Source organism: Anaerobacillus sp. ABA4_114, from assembly GCF_056159065.1.
The window spans coordinates 131,808-152,124 of record NZ_JBSWUM010000002.1 but is presented as its reverse complement, the minus strand read 5'-3'; the positions used below and the strand labels follow the sequence as shown (position 1 = coordinate 152,124).

General features: G+C 35.8%; 33 protein-coding genes. 6 read left to right on the top strand and 27 right to left on the bottom strand.

The window, feature by feature from the left end; translation table 11 throughout:
* Positions 1-2: 2 nt before the first annotated feature.
* A complete protein-coding gene (locus ACXAEY_RS22180; RefSeq protein WP_474815244.1) occupies positions 3-755 on the top strand; it encodes a WecB/TagA/CpsF family glycosyltransferase in 753 nt (250 codons plus the stop codon).
* Between the two features lie 23 nt (positions 756-778).
* On the opposite strand, the gene ACXAEY_RS22175 is transcribed toward ACXAEY_RS22180, so the two are convergent.
* The 11 genes from ACXAEY_RS22175 to ACXAEY_RS22125 all read right to left on the bottom strand — a co-directional run bounded on the left by ACXAEY_RS22175 (position 779) and on the right by ACXAEY_RS22125 (position 7,311).
* Positions 779-1,054 carry a hypothetical protein gene (locus ACXAEY_RS22175; protein ID WP_474815242.1) on the bottom strand — a complete coding sequence of 92 codons (276 nt, stop codon included), beginning with the start codon at positions 1,052-1,054 and terminating at the stop codon, positions 779-781.
* 175 nt (positions 1,055-1,229) lie between these two features.
* Positions 1,230-1,397 carry a hypothetical protein gene (locus ACXAEY_RS22170; RefSeq protein WP_474815239.1) on the bottom strand — a complete coding sequence of 56 codons (168 nt, stop codon included), beginning with the start codon at positions 1,395-1,397 and terminating at the stop codon, positions 1,230-1,232.
* A gap of 13 nt (positions 1,398-1,410) precedes the next feature.
* Positions 1,411-1,593, bottom strand: a complete 183-nt coding sequence (locus ACXAEY_RS22165; RefSeq protein WP_474815237.1) for a hypothetical protein — start codon at positions 1,591-1,593, stop codon at positions 1,411-1,413.
* 408 nt (positions 1,594-2,001) lie between these two features.
* Positions 2,002-2,253 (bottom strand): hypothetical protein, encoded by a 252-nt coding sequence (locus ACXAEY_RS22160; protein WP_474815235.1) that lies wholly within the window; start codon positions 2,251-2,253, stop codon positions 2,002-2,004.
* Positions 2,254-2,341: 88 nt separating this feature from the next.
* Entirely contained in the window at positions 2,342-2,689 is a 348-nt protein-coding gene (locus ACXAEY_RS22155) for a hypothetical protein (protein ID WP_474815232.1), read from the bottom strand.
* 108 nt (positions 2,690-2,797) lie between these two features.
* Positions 2,798-3,346: a hypothetical protein gene (locus ACXAEY_RS22150; protein ID WP_474815230.1), complete on the bottom strand. Its 549-nt coding sequence runs from the start codon at positions 3,344-3,346 to the stop codon at positions 2,798-2,800.
* 84 nt (positions 3,347-3,430) lie between these two features.
* Positions 3,431-3,982, bottom strand: a complete 552-nt coding sequence (locus ACXAEY_RS22145; protein WP_474815228.1) for a hypothetical protein — start codon at positions 3,980-3,982, stop codon at positions 3,431-3,433.
* Between the two features lie 196 nt (positions 3,983-4,178).
* Positions 4,179-4,856 carry a helix-turn-helix domain-containing protein gene (locus ACXAEY_RS22140; protein ID WP_474815226.1) on the bottom strand — a complete coding sequence of 226 codons (678 nt, stop codon included), beginning with the start codon at positions 4,854-4,856 and terminating at the stop codon, positions 4,179-4,181.
* A 53-nt stretch (positions 4,857-4,909) separates the two neighbouring features.
* Positions 4,910-5,563, bottom strand: coding sequence for a hypothetical protein (locus tag ACXAEY_RS22135; protein WP_474815224.1), 654 nt, complete (start codon positions 5,561-5,563; stop codon positions 4,910-4,912).
* 173 nt (positions 5,564-5,736) lie between these two features.
* Entirely contained in the window at positions 5,737-6,540 is an 804-nt protein-coding gene (locus tag ACXAEY_RS22130) for a DUF6843 domain-containing protein (protein WP_474815223.1), read from the bottom strand.
* 330 nt (positions 6,541-6,870) lie between these two features.
* Positions 6,871-7,311, bottom strand: a complete 441-nt coding sequence (locus tag ACXAEY_RS22125; RefSeq protein WP_474815221.1) for a hypothetical protein — start codon at positions 7,309-7,311, stop codon at positions 6,871-6,873.
* A gap of 343 nt (positions 7,312-7,654) precedes the next feature.
* Between ACXAEY_RS22125 and ACXAEY_RS22120 the strand changes: the two genes are divergently transcribed.
* Both ACXAEY_RS22120 and ACXAEY_RS22115 read left to right on the top strand, forming a co-directional pair.
* Complete coding sequence (locus tag ACXAEY_RS22120) at positions 7,655-8,578, top strand: DUF6612 family protein (RefSeq protein ID WP_474815219.1); 924 nt, start codon at positions 7,655-7,657, stop codon at positions 8,576-8,578.
* Positions 8,579-8,828: 250 nt separating this feature from the next.
* Positions 8,829-9,122, top strand: coding sequence for a hypothetical protein (locus ACXAEY_RS22115; protein WP_474815217.1), 294 nt, complete (start codon positions 8,829-8,831; stop codon positions 9,120-9,122).
* Positions 9,123-9,221: 99 nt separating this feature from the next.
* Here ACXAEY_RS22115 and ACXAEY_RS22110 read toward each other — a convergent pair whose 3' ends face one another.
* The 7 genes from ACXAEY_RS22110 to ACXAEY_RS22080 all read right to left on the bottom strand — a co-directional run bounded on the left by ACXAEY_RS22110 (position 9,222) and on the right by ACXAEY_RS22080 (position 13,560).
* Positions 9,222-9,398: a hypothetical protein gene (locus ACXAEY_RS22110; protein ID WP_474815215.1), complete on the bottom strand. Its 177-nt coding sequence runs from the start codon at positions 9,396-9,398 to the stop codon at positions 9,222-9,224.
* A gap of 57 nt (positions 9,399-9,455) precedes the next feature.
* A complete protein-coding gene (locus tag ACXAEY_RS22105) occupies positions 9,456-9,761 on the bottom strand; it encodes a hypothetical protein (protein ID WP_474815213.1) in 306 nt (101 codons plus the stop codon).
* A 386-nt stretch (positions 9,762-10,147) separates the two neighbouring features.
* Positions 10,148-10,435, bottom strand: a complete 288-nt coding sequence (locus ACXAEY_RS22100; RefSeq protein ID WP_474815211.1) for a hypothetical protein — start codon at positions 10,433-10,435, stop codon at positions 10,148-10,150.
* Between the two features lie 51 nt (positions 10,436-10,486).
* Positions 10,487-10,669, bottom strand: coding sequence for a hypothetical protein (locus ACXAEY_RS22095; protein ID WP_474815209.1), 183 nt, complete (start codon positions 10,667-10,669; stop codon positions 10,487-10,489).
* 293 nt (positions 10,670-10,962) lie between these two features.
* Positions 10,963-11,739, bottom strand: a complete 777-nt coding sequence (locus ACXAEY_RS22090; protein WP_474815207.1) for a 3-hydroxybutyrate dehydrogenase — start codon at positions 11,737-11,739, stop codon at positions 10,963-10,965.
* Positions 11,740-11,776: 37 nt separating this feature from the next.
* Positions 11,777-13,066, bottom strand: a complete 1,290-nt coding sequence (locus ACXAEY_RS22085; RefSeq protein WP_474815205.1) for a GntP family permease — start codon at positions 13,064-13,066, stop codon at positions 11,777-11,779.
* A gap of 314 nt (positions 13,067-13,380) precedes the next feature.
* Positions 13,381-13,560, bottom strand: a complete 180-nt coding sequence (locus ACXAEY_RS22080) for a hypothetical protein (protein WP_474815203.1) — start codon at positions 13,558-13,560, stop codon at positions 13,381-13,383.
* A 258-nt stretch (positions 13,561-13,818) separates the two neighbouring features.
* Between ACXAEY_RS22080 and ACXAEY_RS22075 the strand changes: the two genes are divergently transcribed.
* The gene (locus tag ACXAEY_RS22075) at positions 13,819-14,340 is read left to right on the top strand and encodes a hypothetical protein (protein WP_474815202.1); all 522 of its coding nucleotides are present in this window, start codon (positions 13,819-13,821) and stop codon (positions 14,338-14,340) included.
* A gap of 223 nt (positions 14,341-14,563) precedes the next feature.
* Here ACXAEY_RS22075 and ACXAEY_RS22070 read toward each other — a convergent pair whose 3' ends face one another.
* The 8 genes from ACXAEY_RS22070 to ACXAEY_RS22035 form a co-directional block, all read right to left on the bottom strand.
* Positions 14,564-15,379 carry a hypothetical protein gene (locus ACXAEY_RS22070; RefSeq protein ID WP_474815199.1) on the bottom strand — a complete coding sequence of 272 codons (816 nt, stop codon included), beginning with the start codon at positions 15,377-15,379 and terminating at the stop codon, positions 14,564-14,566.
* Positions 15,380-15,424: 45 nt separating this feature from the next.
* Positions 15,425-15,934, bottom strand: coding sequence for a hypothetical protein (locus ACXAEY_RS22065; protein WP_474815197.1), 510 nt, complete (start codon positions 15,932-15,934; stop codon positions 15,425-15,427).
* 2 nt (positions 15,935-15,936) lie between these two features.
* Complete coding sequence (locus ACXAEY_RS22060) at positions 15,937-16,143, bottom strand: hypothetical protein (protein ID WP_474815195.1); 207 nt, start codon at positions 16,141-16,143, stop codon at positions 15,937-15,939.
* Between the two features lie 179 nt (positions 16,144-16,322).
* The gene (locus ACXAEY_RS22055; RefSeq protein WP_474815194.1) at positions 16,323-16,574 is read right to left on the bottom strand and encodes a hypothetical protein; all 252 of its coding nucleotides are present in this window, start codon (positions 16,572-16,574) and stop codon (positions 16,323-16,325) included.
* Between the two features lie 76 nt (positions 16,575-16,650).
* A complete protein-coding gene (locus ACXAEY_RS22050; RefSeq protein ID WP_474815193.1) occupies positions 16,651-17,349 on the bottom strand; it encodes a hypothetical protein in 699 nt (232 codons plus the stop codon).
* 420 nt (positions 17,350-17,769) lie between these two features.
* Positions 17,770-17,952, bottom strand: a complete 183-nt coding sequence (locus ACXAEY_RS22045; protein WP_474815191.1) for a hypothetical protein — start codon at positions 17,950-17,952, stop codon at positions 17,770-17,772.
* A 149-nt stretch (positions 17,953-18,101) separates the two neighbouring features.
* Complete coding sequence (locus ACXAEY_RS22040) at positions 18,102-18,287, bottom strand: hypothetical protein (RefSeq protein ID WP_474815189.1); 186 nt, start codon at positions 18,285-18,287, stop codon at positions 18,102-18,104.
* A gap of 72 nt (positions 18,288-18,359) precedes the next feature.
* The gene (locus tag ACXAEY_RS22035; RefSeq protein ID WP_474815187.1) at positions 18,360-18,839 is read right to left on the bottom strand and encodes a hypothetical protein; all 480 of its coding nucleotides are present in this window, start codon (positions 18,837-18,839) and stop codon (positions 18,360-18,362) included.
* Positions 18,840-19,235: 396 nt separating this feature from the next.
* Between ACXAEY_RS22035 and ACXAEY_RS22030 the strand changes: the two genes are divergently transcribed.
* Both ACXAEY_RS22030 and ACXAEY_RS22025 read left to right on the top strand, forming a co-directional pair.
* Positions 19,236-19,409, top strand: coding sequence for a hypothetical protein (locus ACXAEY_RS22030; RefSeq protein ID WP_474815186.1), 174 nt, complete (start codon positions 19,236-19,238; stop codon positions 19,407-19,409).
* A 52-nt stretch (positions 19,410-19,461) separates the two neighbouring features.
* Positions 19,462-19,776, top strand: coding sequence for a hypothetical protein (locus tag ACXAEY_RS22025; protein ID WP_474815184.1), 315 nt, complete (start codon positions 19,462-19,464; stop codon positions 19,774-19,776).
* Positions 19,777-20,071: 295 nt separating this feature from the next.
* Here ACXAEY_RS22025 and ACXAEY_RS22020 read toward each other — a convergent pair whose 3' ends face one another.
* Positions 20,072-20,281, bottom strand: a complete 210-nt coding sequence (locus ACXAEY_RS22020; protein WP_474815181.1) for a hypothetical protein — start codon at positions 20,279-20,281, stop codon at positions 20,072-20,074.
* Between the last annotated feature and the right edge of the window lie 36 nt (positions 20,282-20,317).

Here is a 20,317-nt window from a genome sequence, read left to right as displayed (position 1 = left end):
GGATGGAAAAGAAATGGTTAGGCAACGTTAAAACGCATGTTTTAACAATGAGAGAAGCTATAAACGCTGTATCAAACCAATTAGAGAACAAAGAGAAAAGCATAGTAAGCTTCATCAATAATCACGGTTATAACTTAGCTCAGCAAGATGAAGAATTTCGAAACGCGATCAATAGTAGCCATTTGATTTTAAATGATGGTATTGGAATAGAGATAGGAGCAAAAGTCTTCGATTTCGAATATAAAGCTAATTTGAATGGGACAGACTTTATTCCCGCTCTATTCCAGCATTTCCACGACAATAACCAAACTCACAAGGTGTATCTACTTGGAGCAAAGCCTGGTATTGCTGAGCTTGCAATGGAGCGGCTGCAAAGACAATATAAAAATGTTGAATTCGTAGGAGCTCATACCGGTTACTTTGATCACAATAATTGTGATGACATAATCCAAGAAATTAATAGCAAGAAACCTGACATTCTTTTAGTAGGATTCGGTATGCCACGACAAGAAAAATGGATTGCGAAAAACCGCGAAAAACTATCCTGTACAGTAACCTTTTCTGTAGGAGGACTAATCGATTTTTGCTCTGGAACAGTTAAACGAGCCCCTCTCATGTACCGTAAACTCCGTATGGAATGGCTCTATCGAATGGCACAGGACCCAAAACGCCTTTGGAAACGCAATTTTATCGGTCACCCAGTATTCTTTTATAATCTTATGAAGCAAAAGACAACTCTTAATAAAACCAACTGATCATTACGATCAGTTGGTTTTTATCAAAGTTCTTTGTAAAGTTTATAAAGTCTATCTTGCTCTTTCTTAAGTGCTTGCTCTTCAGTCTTTGCATCTGATTTTTCCCAATAGTTATGTGGGGAATCAGGTTGACCGCCCAGTTCAAGTAAAGAAGTCTTCACTAAATACTTCGACTCTGTACTTTCTTCATTTCCTAGTGAACCAATGCATATTTCATAAAGTCTAGAACTTTCCCCCTTCTTCATTTGAAATAGATGTGTTGAAACCTTACCCACATTCACTGTAATTTTATCATCCATTTCCAAACCCCTTTCAAGTTAGTACCACTAAATTATACCATTATTTAAATATTTTGAAATATCCCTCATTTGCACTTGGTTTGCACACATTAGAAATAAAGCTATTTGCAACAAAAAAAGGTAGCTGTTTTAGCACAAGCTACCTTGTTGAATCAGTTTCATGTATTGACTTTCTTTAGGTACGTCTCAATGTTAACTCAAGAGCTTTTCTTTCATATTCTTCATCAGTCATTTCACCTGAGAGATATTTATACACAAGTTCACTCATTTCATCTGTAACAACGACACCTTCAACCTCTATTGAAAATTTAGCCTTTTTCATAGCTTTCTCTATCTTATCCAAACTAGATAACCCCTTATCGTATTGTTATTTCATCACAGTTATTGCAATAGGTTTTTCCATCTACTTCTCTCCAGCCATTTACTTTCATAATCCTAATCGCTTCTTTTTTGTTCACTCCTAGAAGTGCTTTAAACGAACTTGTATACCAATTACCGCAGTTATAGCAGCATGCATCATAGAATTTATGAACATCCATCGGAAAAAACCTCCTCACTAGATGATAGTCTTCAACCTTCAAGAGTTATTACTCTTATTAACAACCTCCACTTAGATAATGCCTGCCGTATTACTCTTCAAAGAGCAGATGATTTGTCTTTACTAATTATACCAATTTCAGCTAGCACTGTTGTATGATGTTTCATTTAATTCTATGGTACTTGCCCGTAAAAACCGCACTTTTCCTTCACAGAAAAGCAAATAAACAGCGTAATTAGAACTCTTTTTTAAATAAAATTAAAGAAGCCACATGAACTATGACTTCTCTTTTTATTAATATCTAATTTATTTAAACCGCTATATTGAAATACCTAAAGACCATAATTGCTTGAAATACCTCGTCACCAAAGTATTTCCACCACTAAGTAGTATTACCTTTCCTCTCATTCTAGAAATTGTTTGCTACCAATCCATGCGCCAAATGTTCTAAGAAATGATTAATGTCACCATTTAGAAAATCTAACTTGCGAAGGATTGGTGCGATTTGTTCTTGCTCGCTCGTCGGTGCTGCTAAAATGTGTTCGATAACGACTTCGTTATCTATAAAGTGTTTTATCCCGTCATGCTCGATTTCAAATTGTTTGTATGGAATATCCTTTTCGTCGAAAAAGGTTTTTAAATACGTTTGTGTTTGTGTCATAATATCTTTTCCTTTCCTTGATGTGATGGTACTCTAATACCTGATAATGAATAATCTACACTATACACTTGTGGTCCTTGTTATTCATTTATCCCTTGATAGCCACTAATGCTTTTACTGAGCCTGCAGCCTTTATTTTAGCGATCGTTACCCTATGCCCACCATCAATTGTTTGAAACTCCCCATCATCGTAAAAGCCTAAAACAATGGGTGGCATAGTTGAGATTTCTTTCTCCATATTCTCTTCAATAACCTCTTCATCAACATAGTATTGGGGATCTTCTACTAAGTCCATACTCACTTCTCTAACCTGATAGTTGTCGTATTCCTCGATGTTTTCTCTTATGTTTCCTTCCTCAAAATCTTGTTTATTGTAATGAATCGAATGAACAAATTGCACAACTTCGTATTTAGATAAAATCGCGCCTAATTTCATTAAACAAACCCCTCATTGAATTTACTTGTTAAAGATTTCTAAGCTCTTCTTACACTGCATCAAAGACAAATTGATCAAGTTGATTTTATAGGTCTCAATCAACAACGCTCAATCGATTTGTAAAACGGTCACTTCGTATTCTCCAGGCATCAATACAAACTCTTCTTCGTGCAATGAATGTAGTTTTGTATTTTCTATTTCAGATAACTCCTCCTCAAATTCAAATTCTAACTCGGGATGAAGCCTCATTGTAGCAAAGAGGATGGATTCTAATCTTACTCGTTCTGTCTTTACCACAACCCCTTTATACACGTCTTTATTTTTAGTAGAAGCTCCTTTTGCAAACCTCTCAGCAACGGCGTCTGATAAACTCCAAGACGAAGGGCGGTTCGAACGGTAAACCCCTTCATTGATTTCTTTTATGAATTGATCATAGTCTTGTTCTGTTGTAAAACTAAGTCCTCGATACAAGTCGAAGGACCGACCGTCATAACCACGGTCATCTGGAAAATCTTCAGGAAATTCATTTGCAGGTAATGGAGGTCTAAACCCCTTAATGTATTCAATAACATCTTCATTTAGTTCTTCTAAATTAAGAGACCCCTCTTTGTAAATGTAATTAAACAGGATCTCAATACCTTCCTCAAAGCCCTTCATTGATTCACTTCCTTAATTATTCCTTATTCTAAAAATTCCCTAAGCGACAAAATAGATTACCACAACTTCCTTTTTAACCTTTAATTATTTAGCTTCCAAACTATCGAAAAACAGTTGTTCCAATTGTTTTTGAGAAGCTGTATACTCTGTCCCTAGCTTATCTAATCTGTAAAGTTTAGTTTTTTCTCTTATCGTAGCCCCAATAACTACTGGAACTCTTTCACCTTCTACCTCTAGGTAACCACAATCACCCTCAGTAAAGAAGTCTTCCATTCCTTGCATTACTCTACGAGGCACAAAAGCGTCTTTGTATGACTTATTACTCTTCTTGAAAGCTGCTGGCGGTCCAGATAACAATTGATTACCTTTCATGACCGCTCGAACATTCTTTTTAGTCTTGTGAGTAATAATCAATGGCTTTCCTTTAGCTTCTACGACCATTCCTTGAATGACTTCATTCATGGACAAGACGTCTTCTTCTACAAGACTGTATTTCGCTATAGGAAAAGATTCTTTGATTTTTTGAGCAACAGCTTCTTGCGCTCGTTTAATCAGTAATTGCTGATCCTCAGTATTCTCTACAGTTACCTTAATAGGATCTAGCGCTACAAGTACACCTTGTTTTTTGTTTGTCATGTTTTGTTCGCTCCTTATGAATTTATTTAGTTGCAATGAAATTATAGGCTGCATTACATGACTTGAGTGAAAATACCAATCCCTTTTTGTCCATAAAAAAAGAACCCGGATTCATTTAGTAGGGATTAATTGGTGACATTAATAAAACCCGCTGAGCCTAATGGCTTGGCGGGCTTATTTGTGTTATTAATTTTTTCTAGAAATGCAATTCTTCATAATCGGTTCCTCGTAAAATAATAATACTAGCCTCAATGTCTAAATGTATAGGTTTAAATTGAATGAATTGCTCTGCTAATACACGTCTATCCATAACTATCGAGTATTTTGTAATCGGTTTACTATATACAGACAGCCTACCAAACCTTAGTAGAAGCTGTTGCCTCCCCATCCCCATTCCAGTTGGATACTTACTTACATCTCTCGTATAAAGGAAATCAATATGCCATATTTCCTTCCCCTTAGTTGCAACAATATCTCCTACAGAGCCATGACTGTGCCGTTCTATATTATATCCCTGTGAAATTAAGTTTGGGGTTATATACCTGATCGCTCTTTCCTCGAAATCTTTAATATGATCTAGATGTTGCGATCTATCCTCTTTTTTAATCACTTTCACTTCAAAAGCAGATTCTCCAGTATAATCTTTAGTCAAATCAGTAAAATATTCAGGTCTTACCTCTAATGCTTCTGATAAGGAAAAAATCTTATCATATGAAATATTTTTAATTCCTCCCGTTTCATACCGCTGTATAGAAGATTTGCTGATGCCAGTTTTCGATGCTAAATCTTGATAGGTCATATTTAAAAAGAGACGTCTTTCTTTTAAGCGTCTTCGTAGTATTTCTTGATCGGTCTTATCCATTCTTTTCTTCATAAAATTACCCCACATTCTAACTACAATAATATAAAGCTGATTCAAATAATTTACTAATCATCGTGTCTTTCGTTATAAGCCCAATTAGAGCCGTCATCATCAAACTCGATACTTTCATCTCGATAATCATCTCCATCATCTATACCCGCTTCCCAAGAGTATGCCGTTTCTTGATGAGAGGATTTAGCGGTAGCAACTACACTCCTCTTCTCTTGCGCTGGAACTTCTATGGTTTTAGGTCCTTGATACTCCTCTGGAACCTCATTATGAATGAGGTAAGTTAGCCAATGATTAAAAATGTCCGCAAATATGATTTTAACATCATCAGTCTTACTTGTTGGCTCCTTATAACGAGTAGCAAGCGTGTCTGATAGGTTTAATAGCGCTTCAGGACTGTTCGGTTCGAATAATGACTTTAGGATTACATTCCCCGCCTCTTCATATTCTCCACTAAACCATTTTTTGTATCGGCTAACCAAAAAGTGCTTTAGATTAATCCTGACCGTTTCTTTATATTGCTCTCTATCATTAGTTTTATGGTAATCAGGAATATTAAAAAACGATTTAGCTCTTGGGAAAATATCAAATACTACTAGTAGCATATCTTCCCCAGGAAAATTACGTCGATCATCGATCGTGTCAACGACCATCTCTCTTGATAAATTTGATAATGTAGTAATTAAATTAAAATATTGTTCCCGCTCCATGCAAGCACCCCGATTCATATAGTTTAACTCATATTCATCATACTATTTTATTCCTTTCATGGAATAGCAACTTCTCATGGAACTAAAAAAAGTGTTTCCCGCACCAGAAAACACTTTCATTAATCACTTAATTTATCATTACTTCAGGTAGGAAATAAATCACTCCTATTTAGCTACTCTTTACTTAAAAAGCGGGAAAAGAGACTGTCAACAACTTCTGACTCTTGTTTACCATAAAACTCATTGCCGTTAATGATAAACTCTTCACCACATTCAGTCTTTGTCACCTGAAGTGTTTCGAAATTCATTTCCTGGTCGCTATTAGACTGGAACCCTCCCGCTCCACTTCGGTGGATGCAGATATTATCAATTCTTTTTTGTTCCCCTTTGCTATTAACGTAATAGAAGGTATCTTGTAATTTTCCTTTAGGTTCTGAGGAAGATGTAGTAGCCTCACCATACACAATATCCTCATTAAAATCGAAACTTTCATGTTCTTTTATTGAAATGCGAACAATTGTCTCACCATTCTTTTGTGGCAAACTAGGTTTTCCTGATACATCATAATTGACTAGAATAGCCCCTTGATAACCTTCTGGAATTAGATATTTCCTGTCTGTCGTTTTTTCGAGATCAGCTTGATAAACCCCAGAGAGCCAATCCATCTGATAAATCCCCAATAACCCTACCACCATAACGATTGCAGACAAGCCATTTCTTACTAACGATTTACGATTTAATACCCTATCCTTTCGGTTTCGCCACTCATCACATGCGAAGAACACTAACACCGCCAATAGCGCATAAATGTAGAATCCCTCTAGCAAAAAGAGTGTAGTAACAGCTAATGACAGGTGTATAAGAGAAGCTATTATAAAACGATATGTAGGCACTTTTTCAGAAACCCAATCAGACAATAGAGATAGCGGCACAATAAAGATAATAATACCTACCGCACTAGCAACTACAATGTGCACGAGCAACATAACTTCGAAAAAAGAGGTATCCCCGATTAGTATTTTCGAGATTATTAAATAAACTGCTAAAATAGAAATAGAATACATTGCGGTTATTAATTTTGATTTAATAAGCTTTCTCCCCCCGTTTAACCTTTTGTATTATGAAAGAATGTGAATTACTTCACATTAATTTTATCATATATAAAAACAGTTTTATACAATTTCTGTAACGACCTTCCTGACCAATAAAAAAGCAGACTTAGATATAGTGAAAGTCTGCTAATAAACATACGGTTCAAATACTTTTAGATGAGAAATTGCAAAGGAAATTACTTCTACTCCCCTTTTTTACATACCTAAAAACGACATGAAATACCCTTCATTCCCTGTGTCATACATTAATAAAGCTAATACTATTGGCGGAACAAAAGCCATCACTCCATATAATATGGTCAACCATTTCTTGTTATAGGATTTAAGCAAATGATTTAAATACCCAACAAGCAGAGCAACCAATAACACCTGGAAGAAAAAAACCCCCACTATAGATACAAGTAGTAAAATCATTTTCTTCCCGTGTGTAATTAACTTAGCCAAACCAAAAGCTATAACAATCATAGAGAGTTCAAGGAACACCAGCATTACAAACAAACCTGTGAAGTTGCCGCTACCTTCATCTCCTCCTAATGCCATAGTAAATACAAAGAGATATAAGATCCATAAAACAGGAAAACTGATAATAAAAAGCATTCCATAGATCCCAGCTATTCTTATTAAATCACTTCTCATAAATTCCCCCCCTCTTCTCCTATTACTCTTAGAAACTATACTTGAAAATCCGAAGCATAGTAAAAATACCTTCAGACCCTTTTATTCACCAGAAGAGAACCGGTCACTAAAACACTTTATTATAATTGTTAGAGCGGGATTTTCGGCGTAAAAGAGACAGTCTACTAGCTTCATTTAATAATGAATTGTAAAAAAATGTTTGGTTTTGAACCACTTGGGAAAATAAGGAATAGGTCAAAGGGACTGGAAATTAAAGTGCCTCATCCGGTAGCACCATACATATCTTATTGCCACATTATTTCTCTGTCTTTCTTTTACCAAATAACCGAATTGGAGTGTTTGGATGTTAAAGAAGCTAGCCCCTCTATCAGTAGCAGCCATTGTTTTTGTAGGAGCTCCGTTTCACACTTCTGCGAACGAAATGAGCGCCTCGGATATCCTAGCAAAGTCTAGTGATGCGATGACGAAAGTGGAGAGTTATTCTACTGAGACGAACACAAAACAGTCTAGCCCTATTGAGGGAGAATCAATGATGATATCCAGCCAAACAGAAGCAGACATCACGTTAAAACCTTTTGCAATGCATCAAACTATGACGACTACATCACCTAAACAAGGAGAAGTTTCACTTGAGTCCTACTGGACCGAAGAAGGCTTTTATCAAGAAGATCCTGAAAAAGGTTGGATTAAAATGCCCGAAGAACTCACCCAGGATCTAGAGCAACTCCAAGGAATGTCGACTGTAAAAGGACAAATGGCTCAAGCAGAAGAACTTGGAAAAGATATGAAGGTAGAAGAAGCAGCTGATTCATACGTGTTGACGTATGAAGGAGATGGGAAAACATTATTAGAAGCGTCTATGAAGATGATTACACAGAACATGTCAGGGAATGAAGGTTCTGCTCCTATGGAAGGTCTCATGGAACAGATCACGGTTAACACCCTTAACTATAAAGTAACCATTGATAAAGAAACGTATTATGTAAAACAGGTAATGATGGATATAGATATGGAATTGAAAATCGAAGATGAAACTATGAGCATGAAACAATCATTGGAGATGTCGATTAGCAATTACAACCAAGTTGGTACAATCACCATCCCTCAAGAGGTGCTTGATTCAGCAGTGCCCTTGGAACCAATGAAAGAAGGCGATAAGTTGCCTGATACAGCTACACAATACCCTACCCTCGCCTTAAGTGGATTAGCATTAATCGCTCTCGGAGGTAGCATATTAGTAATCAATAGACGGAAAGCCCATATTTAATAAACTAAAAAAAGCAAAAAGCGCATCAAATCCAATGGGATATCGGTGCGTTTTTTGTGGACTTAACAGGGATAGAAAGACCCATTCTCTTCACATGGTTAAAGCAAAATGGTACTTAAACGGACATCATAATCAATACTCGTTTTTGCCTGCAATTAATATGATAAGATGGAATGAGAATCAATTCAGTCAGAGGAATCGTTAATCTAGAAGGATTCATTCTCATTAATCAGATCTAGGGAGGCAAAACTTGTATACTATAATTGAATATACACCATTTTATGTTTTTGGAATTGTAAACCTGATCCTAAATATTTGTTTGTTTTTTGAATTGAAAAAAGTTAGAGGGATTTTACTTTTTAAAGTTGTAACAATGCTACTGTTTATTAGTATAACAGCAATGTGCTTTATGATTGAAATGGATGATTATTTAGGGTTAGTTATGCTGAAATATGTTTTGCTTCCACTTGGTATTATTTTTGTTCTCTTAGGAATCTATAACAAAATCTTACTATGGAAAGAAAAAGAAAAGACGATATGGTAGGTAACAATGATGAAGAGGAGAGCCCAAAGAATATACATTCTGTACAACAGGATTTTTTCTTCAAAATAAAAAGTCTACTTAGTAGTAGACTTTTTTATGCTAAAGAATATCGCGTTTGTTAATCTCTTTATTTACTAGCTCTTTAGGTATGTTTATTGCTTTGTGAAACTCTAATAACTCTTTATCTGTCTTTTGACTTAGAAGGTCTTCTAAACCCTTCTCCCCATTTCTTTTTAACGTTTTCGCTACCAAATCCAACCTGAACGAATTACTCATTTTAGCCTCCATAAACCTTGTTTGTGATTTCGCTAAGACATTATTTCGATTTAGAAATTAAAAAGTAAAATGCTTAGGCAAATCTTCAAATAGCGTAGCTTGCATTTCAGGTGTAACTACATAATTCATAACTTTTCGGTAAGAACTAATGTTTTTTGATAGACCATACTTATTCAATACTTCTTTATCTAGAGAATAAAAGAATAGCTCCGTCTCCTTATCCGTTTGAGGAATTTCTTTCCCGTGAGCTTTATTATAAATTCGTTTTGATAATTGGAACTTATCATAATCCTGCACCAATATAATAAGGTGTAATAACCCCTCTGTAAGTGGAATTTCCTTGGTACCGCTAATCGTTGACATACTTGGTCCCCCCAATAATGTTTTTGTTTCCTTCACAAGTATACTAGAAATTTCATTTGACGGGAAAACACACCTTGCTGTAAGTACGAATTCTTATAAAATGTTGATTCACACTCTGAATTTTATTGACATTATTTACGCAAATAAATATTATTAATTTAACAGAACCCACCAAGCCTCTTATCAATGCGGACCAAGGTGGGTCATTTTCCACCCAATGATAAATGTAATATGGCACCAATGAAGTTATAGTAAATGAAATAGCTACGCTTTCACCACCTAAAATGACTAGCGAAACAACAAGAAAACCACAAAGAAATTATGTTCTTTGTGGTTTTTAATTTGCTTAACTTTCTCTTCGGATTGTTCAGTAACACATTGAAACATTAATGCTCAAGTGCATCACTAAATTGATGTATAGACTCTTTATTATTAACGAAATAACTAATACATTCTTTTAAGTCTTTACAGGCTTCATATTGTTCTGAATGATTACCCTTTAGTATATAAAATACCTGTCTTTCATTATCTCCAATGTTTATCACTAAAGCTGTTGTATCTATTCCATAATCTCTTCTAGAAGGATTGTAGCTGATGTAATACTTTTCTTCTTTATTGTCTGTTGTAATTGTGTTTTCTATCATAATTGGGATACCATTGAAATACTTTATCATCTGAACATACTCCTTTTTTTGCACAATATTGATCTCTTCTCTCTATGCTATTTAGGCAGGTCTAACTAATGTACATTCTTCTCCATAACAAGCCCATCTAAAGTTAGATACTTTTACACCTGTTCTTTTATAATCTGAATCCACTTCCCAAACAGAACCACTTCTTCCGTAGTTTTGCTCAACTTCAAATAGTTCATCGCAATATTGTATAATATCTCCTTGTTTAAAGCTCATCCTTTTTCTCCCCTCAAATTCTTCTTATGATTTATCAATCTCTTCTAATCTCCAAAAGTATAGCAGAACAAAAGATGATTGGTTAAAATTTGCATCATAGCAGCTCCGACATTCTGAAACTTTTAAATAGAGTAATGTGATTTTATTTTTCTCCATCCTTCCTTATAACCTTTCATCTATATAGCGAATGAGTATGATTATTTTAAATGTAAAAAAATATAAGTAGCCCAATTAAGGACGCAAATTGATTTTGCACTCCAAAACTGAACTACTTATTAGATTAAGCTATTAAATTACTGAGCTGTATATCCACCGTCCATAACAACTGCTTGACCAGTAACTCCAGCCGCTTTCTCACTTGCAAGGAAGATTGCATAATCAGCAATTTCATTCACCTGTAGGAGACGACGTTGAGGGATGAGCGGGTAAAGAACTTCCTCAAGAACATCTTCTAGAGCTACACCGCGCGTTTTAGCTAAGTCCTCCATTTGACCACGAACGAGTGGAGTATCAACGTAACCTGGGCAGATTGCGTTAACAGTCACACCTTCAGCCGCTCCTTCAAGAGCCGCTACTTTCGTTAGACCGATCACACCATGTTTCGCACTGTTATAAGCAGCTTTACCTGCAAATCCAATCAGACCATTGATAGACGATACGTTAATAATACGTCCGAAGCCTTGTTCTTTCATGATAGGGAATGCGTGCTTCGTTGCAATGAATGGAGCTGTAAGCATGATCTTAATCATGAGCTCATACTTTTCAGTCGCGAACTCTTCAATAGGAGAAACATGTTGAAGACCCGCATTATTAATTAGGGTATCGACTCTACCATAATAAGACTTAGCTGTTTCGATAAGGTTTTTAATTTCATCTTCTTTTGTAACATCAGCCTTAATCCCAATCGATTCATAACCAAGGTCAACTAGTTCCTTAGCTGAAGCCTCAACGCCTTCTTTATTAATATCAGAGAGAACAACACGAGCACCGTTCTCCGCAAAACGCTTCCCAATTTCAAAACCGATTCCTCTTGCAGAACCAGTAATCACTACTACTTGATCATTAACCAAATAAATCCCTCCCATGTATAATTAAAAATTCTTGATATTAAAGAATACCTACAGACGCCATGATGATACCGACTACTACAGCGATGAATGGAATGATTAGTGCAACCACCGCTACATCCTTATAGCTGTCTTTATGCGTCATACCTGTTACGGCAAACAGAGTTAATAATGCGCCGTTATGTGGCAATATCGAAGCTCCGGCTGCCACAGATGCGATTCTATGGAACGCCTCTGGACTCATACCGGTCGACAATGCTAATTCGTAATATGTACTACCTAGAGCTTCAAGCCCAATTCCCATACCTCCAGATGCAGAACCAGTGATCATCGCTAGGATCTGAATAGTTAACGCTTCAGAAATGAGCGGGTTATCTGAAATACCCAATAGAATGTCTGTTACGTTCTGGAAAGCTGGTAAAGCAGTTACAACCGCTCCGAAACCAACTGCAGCACTAGTATTGATCGTTGCTAGTACAGAACCTTTTGCTCCATCGTTGATGGCTCCAGTAAAGGTCTTGTATGCTTTGAAATTAAGTGCCATAGCCGCGATAATACCCGCAAGCAACGCAACAACAGCGTCTACCTTAAATAGATTCAGGAAGATAACCACAGTCGCTAGCGGAAGAAGAGAAACCAACCAATGCGGAAGCTTAACTTCCTCTTCATCTTCCTTGTCATTAGGACCGCTTTGCGGTTCTATAAATACCTCGCCCTTCGCAGTCAAGATACGTTCTCTACGCTTAAGCCACAAATATCCACCTACAGCCATAATTAGAGCGGTAACAATACCGATAATTGGTGCAGCCATTGGTGTAGTTTTAAACGATTCCATTGGAATTAGGTTCTGAATTTGAGGTGTACCTGGTACAGCCGTCATAGTAAATGTAAACAACCCTAATACGAACGTAGGAACCAATAGCTTACGAGAGATATTTGCTTCTCTGAATAAGGATAGTGCAATAGGATATAGAGCAAATACAACGACGAACAGGCTTACCCCACCATAAGTTAAAATTGCACCTGCAACGAGAACTCCAAGTATCGCTCTCTTACCACCGATTAACGCTGTTATTTTGGATGCAACAGATTTCGCAGCACCCGTGTTTTCCATGATTTTACCGAAAATAGCACCTAGTAAGAATACTGGGAACCAACTTTTGGTGAACCCTACGAATCCACCCATATATGTTTCTGTAAATGTAGATAGCACATCTAGTCCGCTTAAGAACGCTACGATTCCAGCGACCAGAGGCGCGATCCATAGAATTGACATACCGTAGTAAGCCAACACCATAAGTAAAATAAGTCCAAATACAATAATTAACATGGTATACCTCCTAAAAATGGCGAGCCTTATTCATTTTGCATACTGAAAAATAATTTCCTCTTTATCCGCTCTATTTTTAAAAGATTTTTCACTCGCACCTCTTTGTTGTTGCTTCACCTCGTATAAAGCAAATTTCAAGATTGTAAAGAATTAAATTTTTGTTAGAAATTTCATAATTTTTAACAAAATAAAAAGTGATGCATATGCACCACTTAGTAATCTTATTTTCTTAATCTCATAATGACATCAGAGAGCCCATTCGAGAAAGAATCCCTTACGGTAATAAAATATTAAATCAGAACCGTGCATTCTCTTTATAGTTGAATGGATTTAAACTCTTCTAACTCTTCTTTAAGCTGCTCTAGCTTAAGTTCTAAATTAATCCTTTGTTGTTTTGGGTAAGGCTTCGTTTCTAAATTCATTTCCACCATTTCTATTTCTTTATTCTTTTGAAAGCGAGCATAGACAACAGCTTTTTTGATTGTTTGGTTCATTATAAGATCCCTTCCTATTCCAACGTTTGTTGTTTTATAAAGTGTACCATTGAAAGTTGAGATTTGTTTAAAATCATTAATTAACAGCCTTCTTTATATTCAATATCATGGGTTCTGTTTTTCTTATAAGCAGCATACACAGCACAACTGTCTTCTTCATTACCAATAATTTTATAATACTACTGATATATGTATTTATTAAACATTACAAAGACAGAATAGATGTTATAATAATGAAAAATTCGGAGGTATGTAATAATGAACAACAACAAGAAGGTATTTGTAGGTGGTTACTTCGATGACAAAGCATTTGTAGGCGAGGAATTCAATAATAAAACGAACTTCGATGAATTCATTGATACATATACATTCCAAGAGTTAGTAGACTATATTGGCTTTAAAGAGGTCGTAGAGCTTCGTGAAGAAGACCTTGATTGGGACACAATGGATGACTTTGAAAAGTTCAAATTGCTAATAGAAGACATAAGCAATGATGAAAAGTATCGTTTCCTCTTCTTCCAAACGGAAAAAGAAGCGGAAGAATACAAGAAAGAAGTCCTTAAAGAACTAAATGACTTAAAAGAAATTGCTGTTTATGCCGGAGTCGGAAAGAATGAAAAAGGGGAAAACGTGGATGTATATACCTCTAAGAAAAATGCTATTAATACCGGCAACAAAAGAGTTAATGACAAAGGTGAAGAAGAAGATGTTTATGTCATGACCGATGAGTTACACGATCACCTCTACAAGAATATTGGCTTCATCCCTGCGAACAAATAAATGCAAATAAGTCATTAAGGATCTCTATTCATTTAGAGATCTTTTTTAATCAAAAATAGAATTGCTTCGTCCCTAACATTTAACGTTTTATAAAAGAACCTAACAAAGTCAGGTTCTCATCTATTATAATTTCTTACTGATTGTCTTCTTCTAATCTATATAACCTATATTTACCTTCATCCAAGTACAGATATGGTGAAAAATCCATGAAATTACTTTTGTTCTAAAATGGCATTTCGTCTTCATTTAAAACAAACGATCCTATATTCGTTTCAGTTGACTCTCTCCTATGGTCTCTGTCACGAAATGCATCGTAAGGATATACAATGTGTTTTTTTTCGTTCTTTTTCATCTCTTTAAATATTGCGTTCCATACACGTTTTGCTGTTCTTCCGGCAGGGATTTGATATTTCACTTTCTTAACAGCATAAACCTTGCTTGAGAGTTTTCGTGTGCCATTATAACCCACAGAATATCGCATTCTCTCTTTTCTTGTTTGGGTATTTAAGACTTGAATTCCGTTTTCCATACAGGCTGTTTTGAACTCCCTATAATACTGCTTATGATAAAAAGTAGCGGTTTCGATACGATCGTAACCTTCTATATCTCGTTCCAATTGAAGGTCAATAATGTCACCAACAGCAGTCCAAGTTGTCTTCGACCAGTGCTCAAAACTCAATGATTTAATTTTGCATAAGAATGGCATGCTGGTGATTGTTTCGAGAAGCCAATGCTCATTGTTTTCTATCGCATCGGGGACTGAAGGAAGAATATCGTGCGGGGAACGTACCGAGTCAGCGTTATAATTCTTGAAGGGAAATACAGAAATAAACAGAGGTGTATTGTTATAACGAAGGTGATACACTATGTCATGTCTGCCTGGGAAAGCTTTAATGCAATCACCAATAGCAGGAGCAACACAAATTCGTTTGATAGTCGCATCTTCATCATTCCTCCGATTAGCGGGAATACGAGGAGTGAATAGTTGTTCGGACAATGAAATATCCTTTGTGATGTGGTACATCGCATCTTGTGCCATGAACACTCTCCTTTTTTGTTTTTAGTGTTTCAGTACAACGTGTACTTAGTTCTCTACTACCGTCCTACCCTTGACTTCGTATGAATCATATTCGAATTGGTTAATAGAAACAGAAAACTCAGCCTCTACACCTGGCACCAACCCTTCTTCACCAGGGATAGGAGCGGTATAGGTTTCAATCACTTCACCATCCTTATAAAAGATGATACCGAAATACCCTTTCAAATTCTTATAGTGGTTATTCTTCATAGTGCCAACAACCTTACCATTTATATCCCCGTACTCTACAGATGTGTTCGTGATATCAATGTAAGAGAAATTGTCTTCATACTTTTGCTCCATCGTTGCTTGGGGATCTTCATCCCGCTCATATTCTTCACCACGAGCCAAAGCATTCGCTTCTTTCAATGCTTCCGTAGCTTCTAAGATCTTCCCTTCAGACCTAAGTTGGTCCGCTTCGTTTCTCAATTCTTCAATTTTCTCCTCTGTTCCTCCGCTACATCCCAAAATTACTAGGATAGAAATAGCAGCTACAAAAATCATTACCTTATTCATTGTTACAACCCTTTCTTCTTATCTTGGTGGTAAAGAGTGAAGTTCTTGTTCGATTCCCCAACTGTATTCTCTTTTACAGCCTTTCGAACATATGAACAACGCTTACATTCGTGGGCACTTTCCGAAATCTTGTGCCTCTTCTTCAATTTACATATTGCTTTCCCAACAAATAATTTCACACGTTTTACGAAACCAGATTTTGTTCGCATAGATCATCCACTCCTAGATTTTTTCCAATTATAACTCGCCTCACCAGGAGCGGTTGAAAATATACTAGAAACCTCCTCTACACCAAACGATTGTGCATATCCGAATAACATAATTATGACATAAAAAAAGGATAATCAGCCCTATAATGGACTAACTATCCAGTGATTTAATATCATAATTAAATGTACTTCGCTTCTTTTAATTTATTTATAACTTCTGGGTAATCTTCTATTTCTTTGTAATCAAATTCGTTCTTCCCAACTTGGTTTAAATGATCACATATAGCAGCTATCCGATAAACAACTTCAAGGGAATGTCGATACTCTATGGTACCTGATGGAGTGGTGACCACTTTATGAGGAACATTCTTAATAAATTTATCCTGATTATATATATCCATCTCTACTACTTCATATTCTTTTACACTCATTAATAACACCCCTCTTTTGATATCATATGTACTCGTAATTTCACACCTTTAAGAGCAAGCTAGGCAATGAGCTAACTTACACCCTACCCCCTTTTACCCGCTTCCCCTTTGAACTAATCAATAATTGATAGATCGCATCGATGGCAACAAAAGTAACTAATGCCTCTTTGATCACATTATCTAAGTTTACCCAAAAATCAAATGGAATTATCTTTACCCCTTCATAGTCGAGAGATAAAAAGGTTTGAATATTATATGTGATGTACACAACGACCATGAACAAATACGACGCAACCCTGGTAGTTTTAGTATCTTCAAGAAACGAGGCAATTCTATGTTTCCTCTCTGTATTCTTAACGAGAAGCAACACTACAAACTTAATCGGATGATTCATAAAATAAGAGAAGAGTGATAATCCCACCACCAACAATAAATAGGAAATCATAGTGTACGTCCCTAATGAAATGGTTTCAAAATTGTATAGAACCTTTTGAGGATAAATAAAGAGCAAATACATTGGAGGAATGAGAATTAAAGAAATTACGGCATAGATATGGTATATAAAAACGAAAGGCTCTGTAAAGAATACTAGCGCACGTACAAATGCATAAATAGGGCGCTTGTCCAATGAATTCCTAGCAAGAATGATTACCCCGGCAACTAGCATACAGTACGCTAAAGGCGTAAAGATGATTTTTAACAAAAGAGAATAACTTTCGTATCCTGTATAGTCTCCAAACAAGGTGAAGTACAGCTGGTAAAAAGAAAAACACAATAAGATATATCCCGCTAAGTTACGTTCTAACTTTTTGCGTTTTGTCTCATTTTCTCCATCCAACTTTGATAATAAAAACTTGAGTAGTATTCTTCGCCATCTCCTTTTATTGACCATGTATAGTTATTATTATTGCGCTAACTCACCTATGTTCTACATTTCTATTTCAATAATGCACTTTCCTCCTCTGGTGAAGTTAGAACCTTCTAGCTACTACCTATGAATCTCCATAATGAACTTTGCTAAATACACACTGTATGATCCTTACAATCTTGACACGGAACAAATACACGCTATGATTGGAATATGGTTAAACTAGTACATGGATACATTTTTCTTCGCTTACGATTAGCGATGCTGAGTGTATTTAAAAAATAACTCTCCCCAGCTTTCATTTAGCAGGGTTGAGTTATTTTTTTATTAGCGAACATCTTCATTTGACTTAACGTATTCATCATAAGAAACCAAAGAAATATCAATTTTATTATGTTCTTTCAGGAGTTCTAGTAAACGACCGGCTGTGAGCTGATCAACCCGTATGACAACCCCATCAATTACTAATACCTCTTCAGTACCTTTATCAATAAATATCATTTCTTTCATCTCGGAACTCCCCTAACTAACAGCGTTTCATCGTGCAATTTTACCTTTTAAAATTAAACACAATTGCTATTTTATCACTCTTACTGATAAAAACGAATTCCCTAAAAAATCAAAATAAAAAAGGGTGAATCAAGTCACCCTATATAACTTTACTTTCCACTTTTCATCAATTCCCTATATAAGAAATAATCTCCGTTTTCAAATCTATTTTCGTACATCCTATCATGAGCATCTGAAAACATGTTGAATGAATGATAATCTCTATTAAATCCGTATTTTTCTAAAACCTCAATTTGTTTTGGTGAAAGTGTGTCCATATAATTTACTCTAAACAATTCGAACAATCTCCTTCAATGTCAGATTACAACACGAATACATAGAATTGAATTCACTTCTAAATAACTTTCTTAAACGACAATTCTCCGAAGTTCCCCTCCCTCGTTTAATAAAGTTTCTTTAAGCCTTTCTAAGTCATATACAGTATCTCTGACATCCTTGAACTTAAGAAAACTATCGGAGCCATTCCTACCATAGCGATTAGAAATGCTTGTGAAGCTATTCATTTGAATGTTTGTCACTTGTTCATTTTTTAGAAAAGTGAGCGTCTCGACTATATCTTTATATTCATCTATTTCCCTTTTGTATGCGGTTTCTAATTTGAAATTTAAATAGTCTATTTCCTTTTTTGTATAGCCCCTTCCGACAATAAGGTTTGGATTCAGCTTCTTCATTCCTTTAGCGAGTTTTTTCACTTCTGCATGCAATTCCTTAATAGCATTCTTCTTATATTCATAAAAAGTATGGCTAGCCATCGTGTGATCTCCTATACATATCACGATATCTGTCTTAGTCACGTATTCTGATAGTTTGTGTTTTGTAATGGTCATTTGAGTACCACTCCTTCATATTTTTTCCATTATACAATGCTCCTATGTAAATGGTTAAAACTAAAAGGTCTTTATATAAGAATACAATTAAACCATGTATAGAACCAGGATAGCGGGAGATGTATTTAAAAGATTCAGACATAAAAACAATGAATTAGAGAGTGTTCGTAAAGGTTGCTATACGTTGAGCGCGATAAGGAGTAAGGACTAAGGTACAATAAGGAGGGAACTTCTTATAAATGTATATAAAGGTCTTCCTCCAGGTCTACATTATGCTAGCTGAAGAAGAATGTATACCAAAAAGAAGGTCCTTAGGATATTAACTATGATTAAGGACTTAGTAGGAACCAAGGGAAGAGAAAGATATCGAGATAGATTTTTTAGGAGGGAAATATTATGAAATTATTAGACCGCATGGAAATGGAGATATATTCGTATGAGGATTGGGAGGAATACAATGAACACAGAAAAGTAATGAGTGAAAAAGGGTATTATGTTATGGACTTCTTGCCAAAAGGAATGAATATGGCTATGCAGTCCGTGAGGTATAGGAAGGACCCTGATGAATAAGACCCACTAGTTTACATTTTGTGAGGACAGACTCTTATAAAGGAGCGGTTCGATGAAGAAAAAAGAAGTAATTAAAGAACGTTTTACTGTCATTGAAGGAAACCCATCGAGAGAAGACAGGATCAACGCTCTCTTTAGCAAAAAAATAATAAAAGTAACAGACAACAGAACAATGTTTTATAAATTGGATAAATACGATCGCCTTGCTTTTAGTTACTCCGGTCATCCAAGTAGCTTCCATCCTTATCAAGACGGTTACGATTACACTCATGTGCTAGATGACTATGAGTCAATGAGTGGCGCGAAAAAGAAGATCGAAATCTTAGACTTAGAGAGGGAGAATCATGCAAATGGACGATGCGTCTAAGAAACATACCGAAATTTTCGGTTCTAATAGAACTGAGTTTATCCAAAAGCAAGCGTTCTACGCAGCAAGTATAAAGAGACAACGAAGAGCTCTTCAATTAACCCTGTATCAACTTTCTAATAAGACAAACATTCCAATCGACACTTTAATGGAGATAGAGTCCGGAATTATCCCCCTAGACGAGACAACCTACGAAATATTAAAAAAGGCTTTAAACTAGATGGCTACGCCGATAAATAAAGAAGACCTAAAAGGTCTTCTTAACGTCATAAATTTTTGGTGTCTTTTCACCCACTTAAAACCAACAATGCTCTAAATGGTCTTTTAATTCACCTTCTGTCAATTGTGTTTTAAGATACTCAACATGCTTATCTTTACATCTTTCTGAGCACATATCGTAACATTGGTTATCGACCCCTGAGTTATCAGTGTACTTGAAATCAGGCTTTTCAGAAGTAGTATCGCAATAATCACATTTGTAATATGGACTAGGAACAATCTTCACATTTTTCCCCTCCTATAAAGATTTTAATAGTAAATA

Coding starts and splice junctions, on each gene's coding strand:
- ACXAEY_RS22055 (WP_474815194.1), bottom strand. CDS start 16,574: ATGAGTGTAAAAGAATATGAAGTAGTAGAGATGGATATATATAATCAG.
- ACXAEY_RS22035 (WP_474815187.1), bottom strand. CDS start 18,839: ATGACCATTACAAAACACAAACTATCAGAATACGTGACTAAGACAGAT.
- ACXAEY_RS22045 (WP_474815191.1), bottom strand. CDS start 17,952: ATGAAAGAAATGATATTTATTGATAAAGGTACTGAAGAGGTATTAGTA.
- ACXAEY_RS22025 (WP_474815184.1), top strand. CDS start 19,462: ATGAAGAAAAAAGAAGTAATTAAAGAACGTTTTACTGTCATTGAAGGA.
- ACXAEY_RS22080 (WP_474815203.1), bottom strand. CDS start 13,560: ATGAACCAAACAATCAAAAAAGCTGTTGTCTATGCTCGCTTTCAAAAG.
- ACXAEY_RS22150 (WP_474815230.1), bottom strand. CDS start 3,346: ATGAAGGGCTTTGAGGAAGGTATTGAGATCCTGTTTAATTACATTTAC.
- ACXAEY_RS22100 (WP_474815211.1), bottom strand. CDS start 10,435: ATGATAAAGTATTTCAATGGTATCCCAATTATGATAGAAAACACAATT.
- ACXAEY_RS22180 (WP_474815244.1), top strand. CDS start 3: ATGGAAAAGAAATGGTTAGGCAACGTTAAAACGCATGTTTTAACAATG.
- ACXAEY_RS22140 (WP_474815226.1), bottom strand. CDS start 4,856: ATGAAGAAAAGAATGGATAAGACCGATCAAGAAATACTACGAAGACGC.
- ACXAEY_RS22065 (WP_474815197.1), bottom strand. CDS start 15,934: ATGAATAAGGTAATGATTTTTGTAGCTGCTATTTCTATCCTAGTAATT.
- ACXAEY_RS22175 (WP_474815242.1), bottom strand. CDS start 1,054: ATGGATGATAAAATTACAGTGAATGTGGGTAAGGTTTCAACACATCTA.
- ACXAEY_RS22105 (WP_474815213.1), bottom strand. CDS start 9,761: ATGTCAACGATTAGCGGTACCAAGGAAATTCCACTTACAGAGGGGTTA.
- ACXAEY_RS22110 (WP_474815215.1), bottom strand. CDS start 9,398: ATGAGTAATTCGTTCAGGTTGGATTTGGTAGCGAAAACGTTAAAAAGA.
- ACXAEY_RS22075 (WP_474815202.1), top strand. CDS start 13,819: ATGAACAACAACAAGAAGGTATTTGTAGGTGGTTACTTCGATGACAAA.
- ACXAEY_RS22165 (WP_474815237.1), bottom strand. CDS start 1,593: ATGGATGTTCATAAATTCTATGATGCATGCTGCTATAACTGCGGTAAT.
- ACXAEY_RS22125 (WP_474815221.1), bottom strand. CDS start 7,311: ATGAGAAGTGATTTAATAAGAATAGCTGGGATCTATGGAATGCTTTTT.
- ACXAEY_RS22095 (WP_474815209.1), bottom strand. CDS start 10,669: ATGAGCTTTAAACAAGGAGATATTATACAATATTGCGATGAACTATTT.
- ACXAEY_RS22070 (WP_474815199.1), bottom strand. CDS start 15,379: ATGGCACAAGATGCGATGTACCACATCACAAAGGATATTTCATTGTCC.
- ACXAEY_RS22060 (WP_474815195.1), bottom strand. CDS start 16,143: ATGCGAACAAAATCTGGTTTCGTAAAACGTGTGAAATTATTTGTTGGG.
- ACXAEY_RS22155 (WP_474815232.1), bottom strand. CDS start 2,689: ATGAAATTAGGCGCGATTTTATCTAAATACGAAGTTGTGCAATTTGTT.
- ACXAEY_RS22085 (WP_474815205.1), bottom strand. CDS start 13,066: ATGTTAATTATTGTATTTGGACTTATTTTACTTATGGTGTTGGCTTAC.
- ACXAEY_RS22135 (WP_474815224.1), bottom strand. CDS start 5,563: ATGGAGCGGGAACAATATTTTAATTTAATTACTACATTATCAAATTTA.
- ACXAEY_RS22160 (WP_474815235.1), bottom strand. CDS start 2,253: ATGACACAAACACAAACGTATTTAAAAACCTTTTTCGACGAAAAGGAT.
- ACXAEY_RS22145 (WP_474815228.1), bottom strand. CDS start 3,982: ATGACAAACAAAAAACAAGGTGTACTTGTAGCGCTAGATCCTATTAAG.
- ACXAEY_RS22120 (WP_474815219.1), top strand. CDS start 7,655: ATGTTAAAGAAGCTAGCCCCTCTATCAGTAGCAGCCATTGTTTTTGTA.
- ACXAEY_RS22030 (WP_474815186.1), top strand. CDS start 19,236: ATGAAATTATTAGACCGCATGGAAATGGAGATATATTCGTATGAGGAT.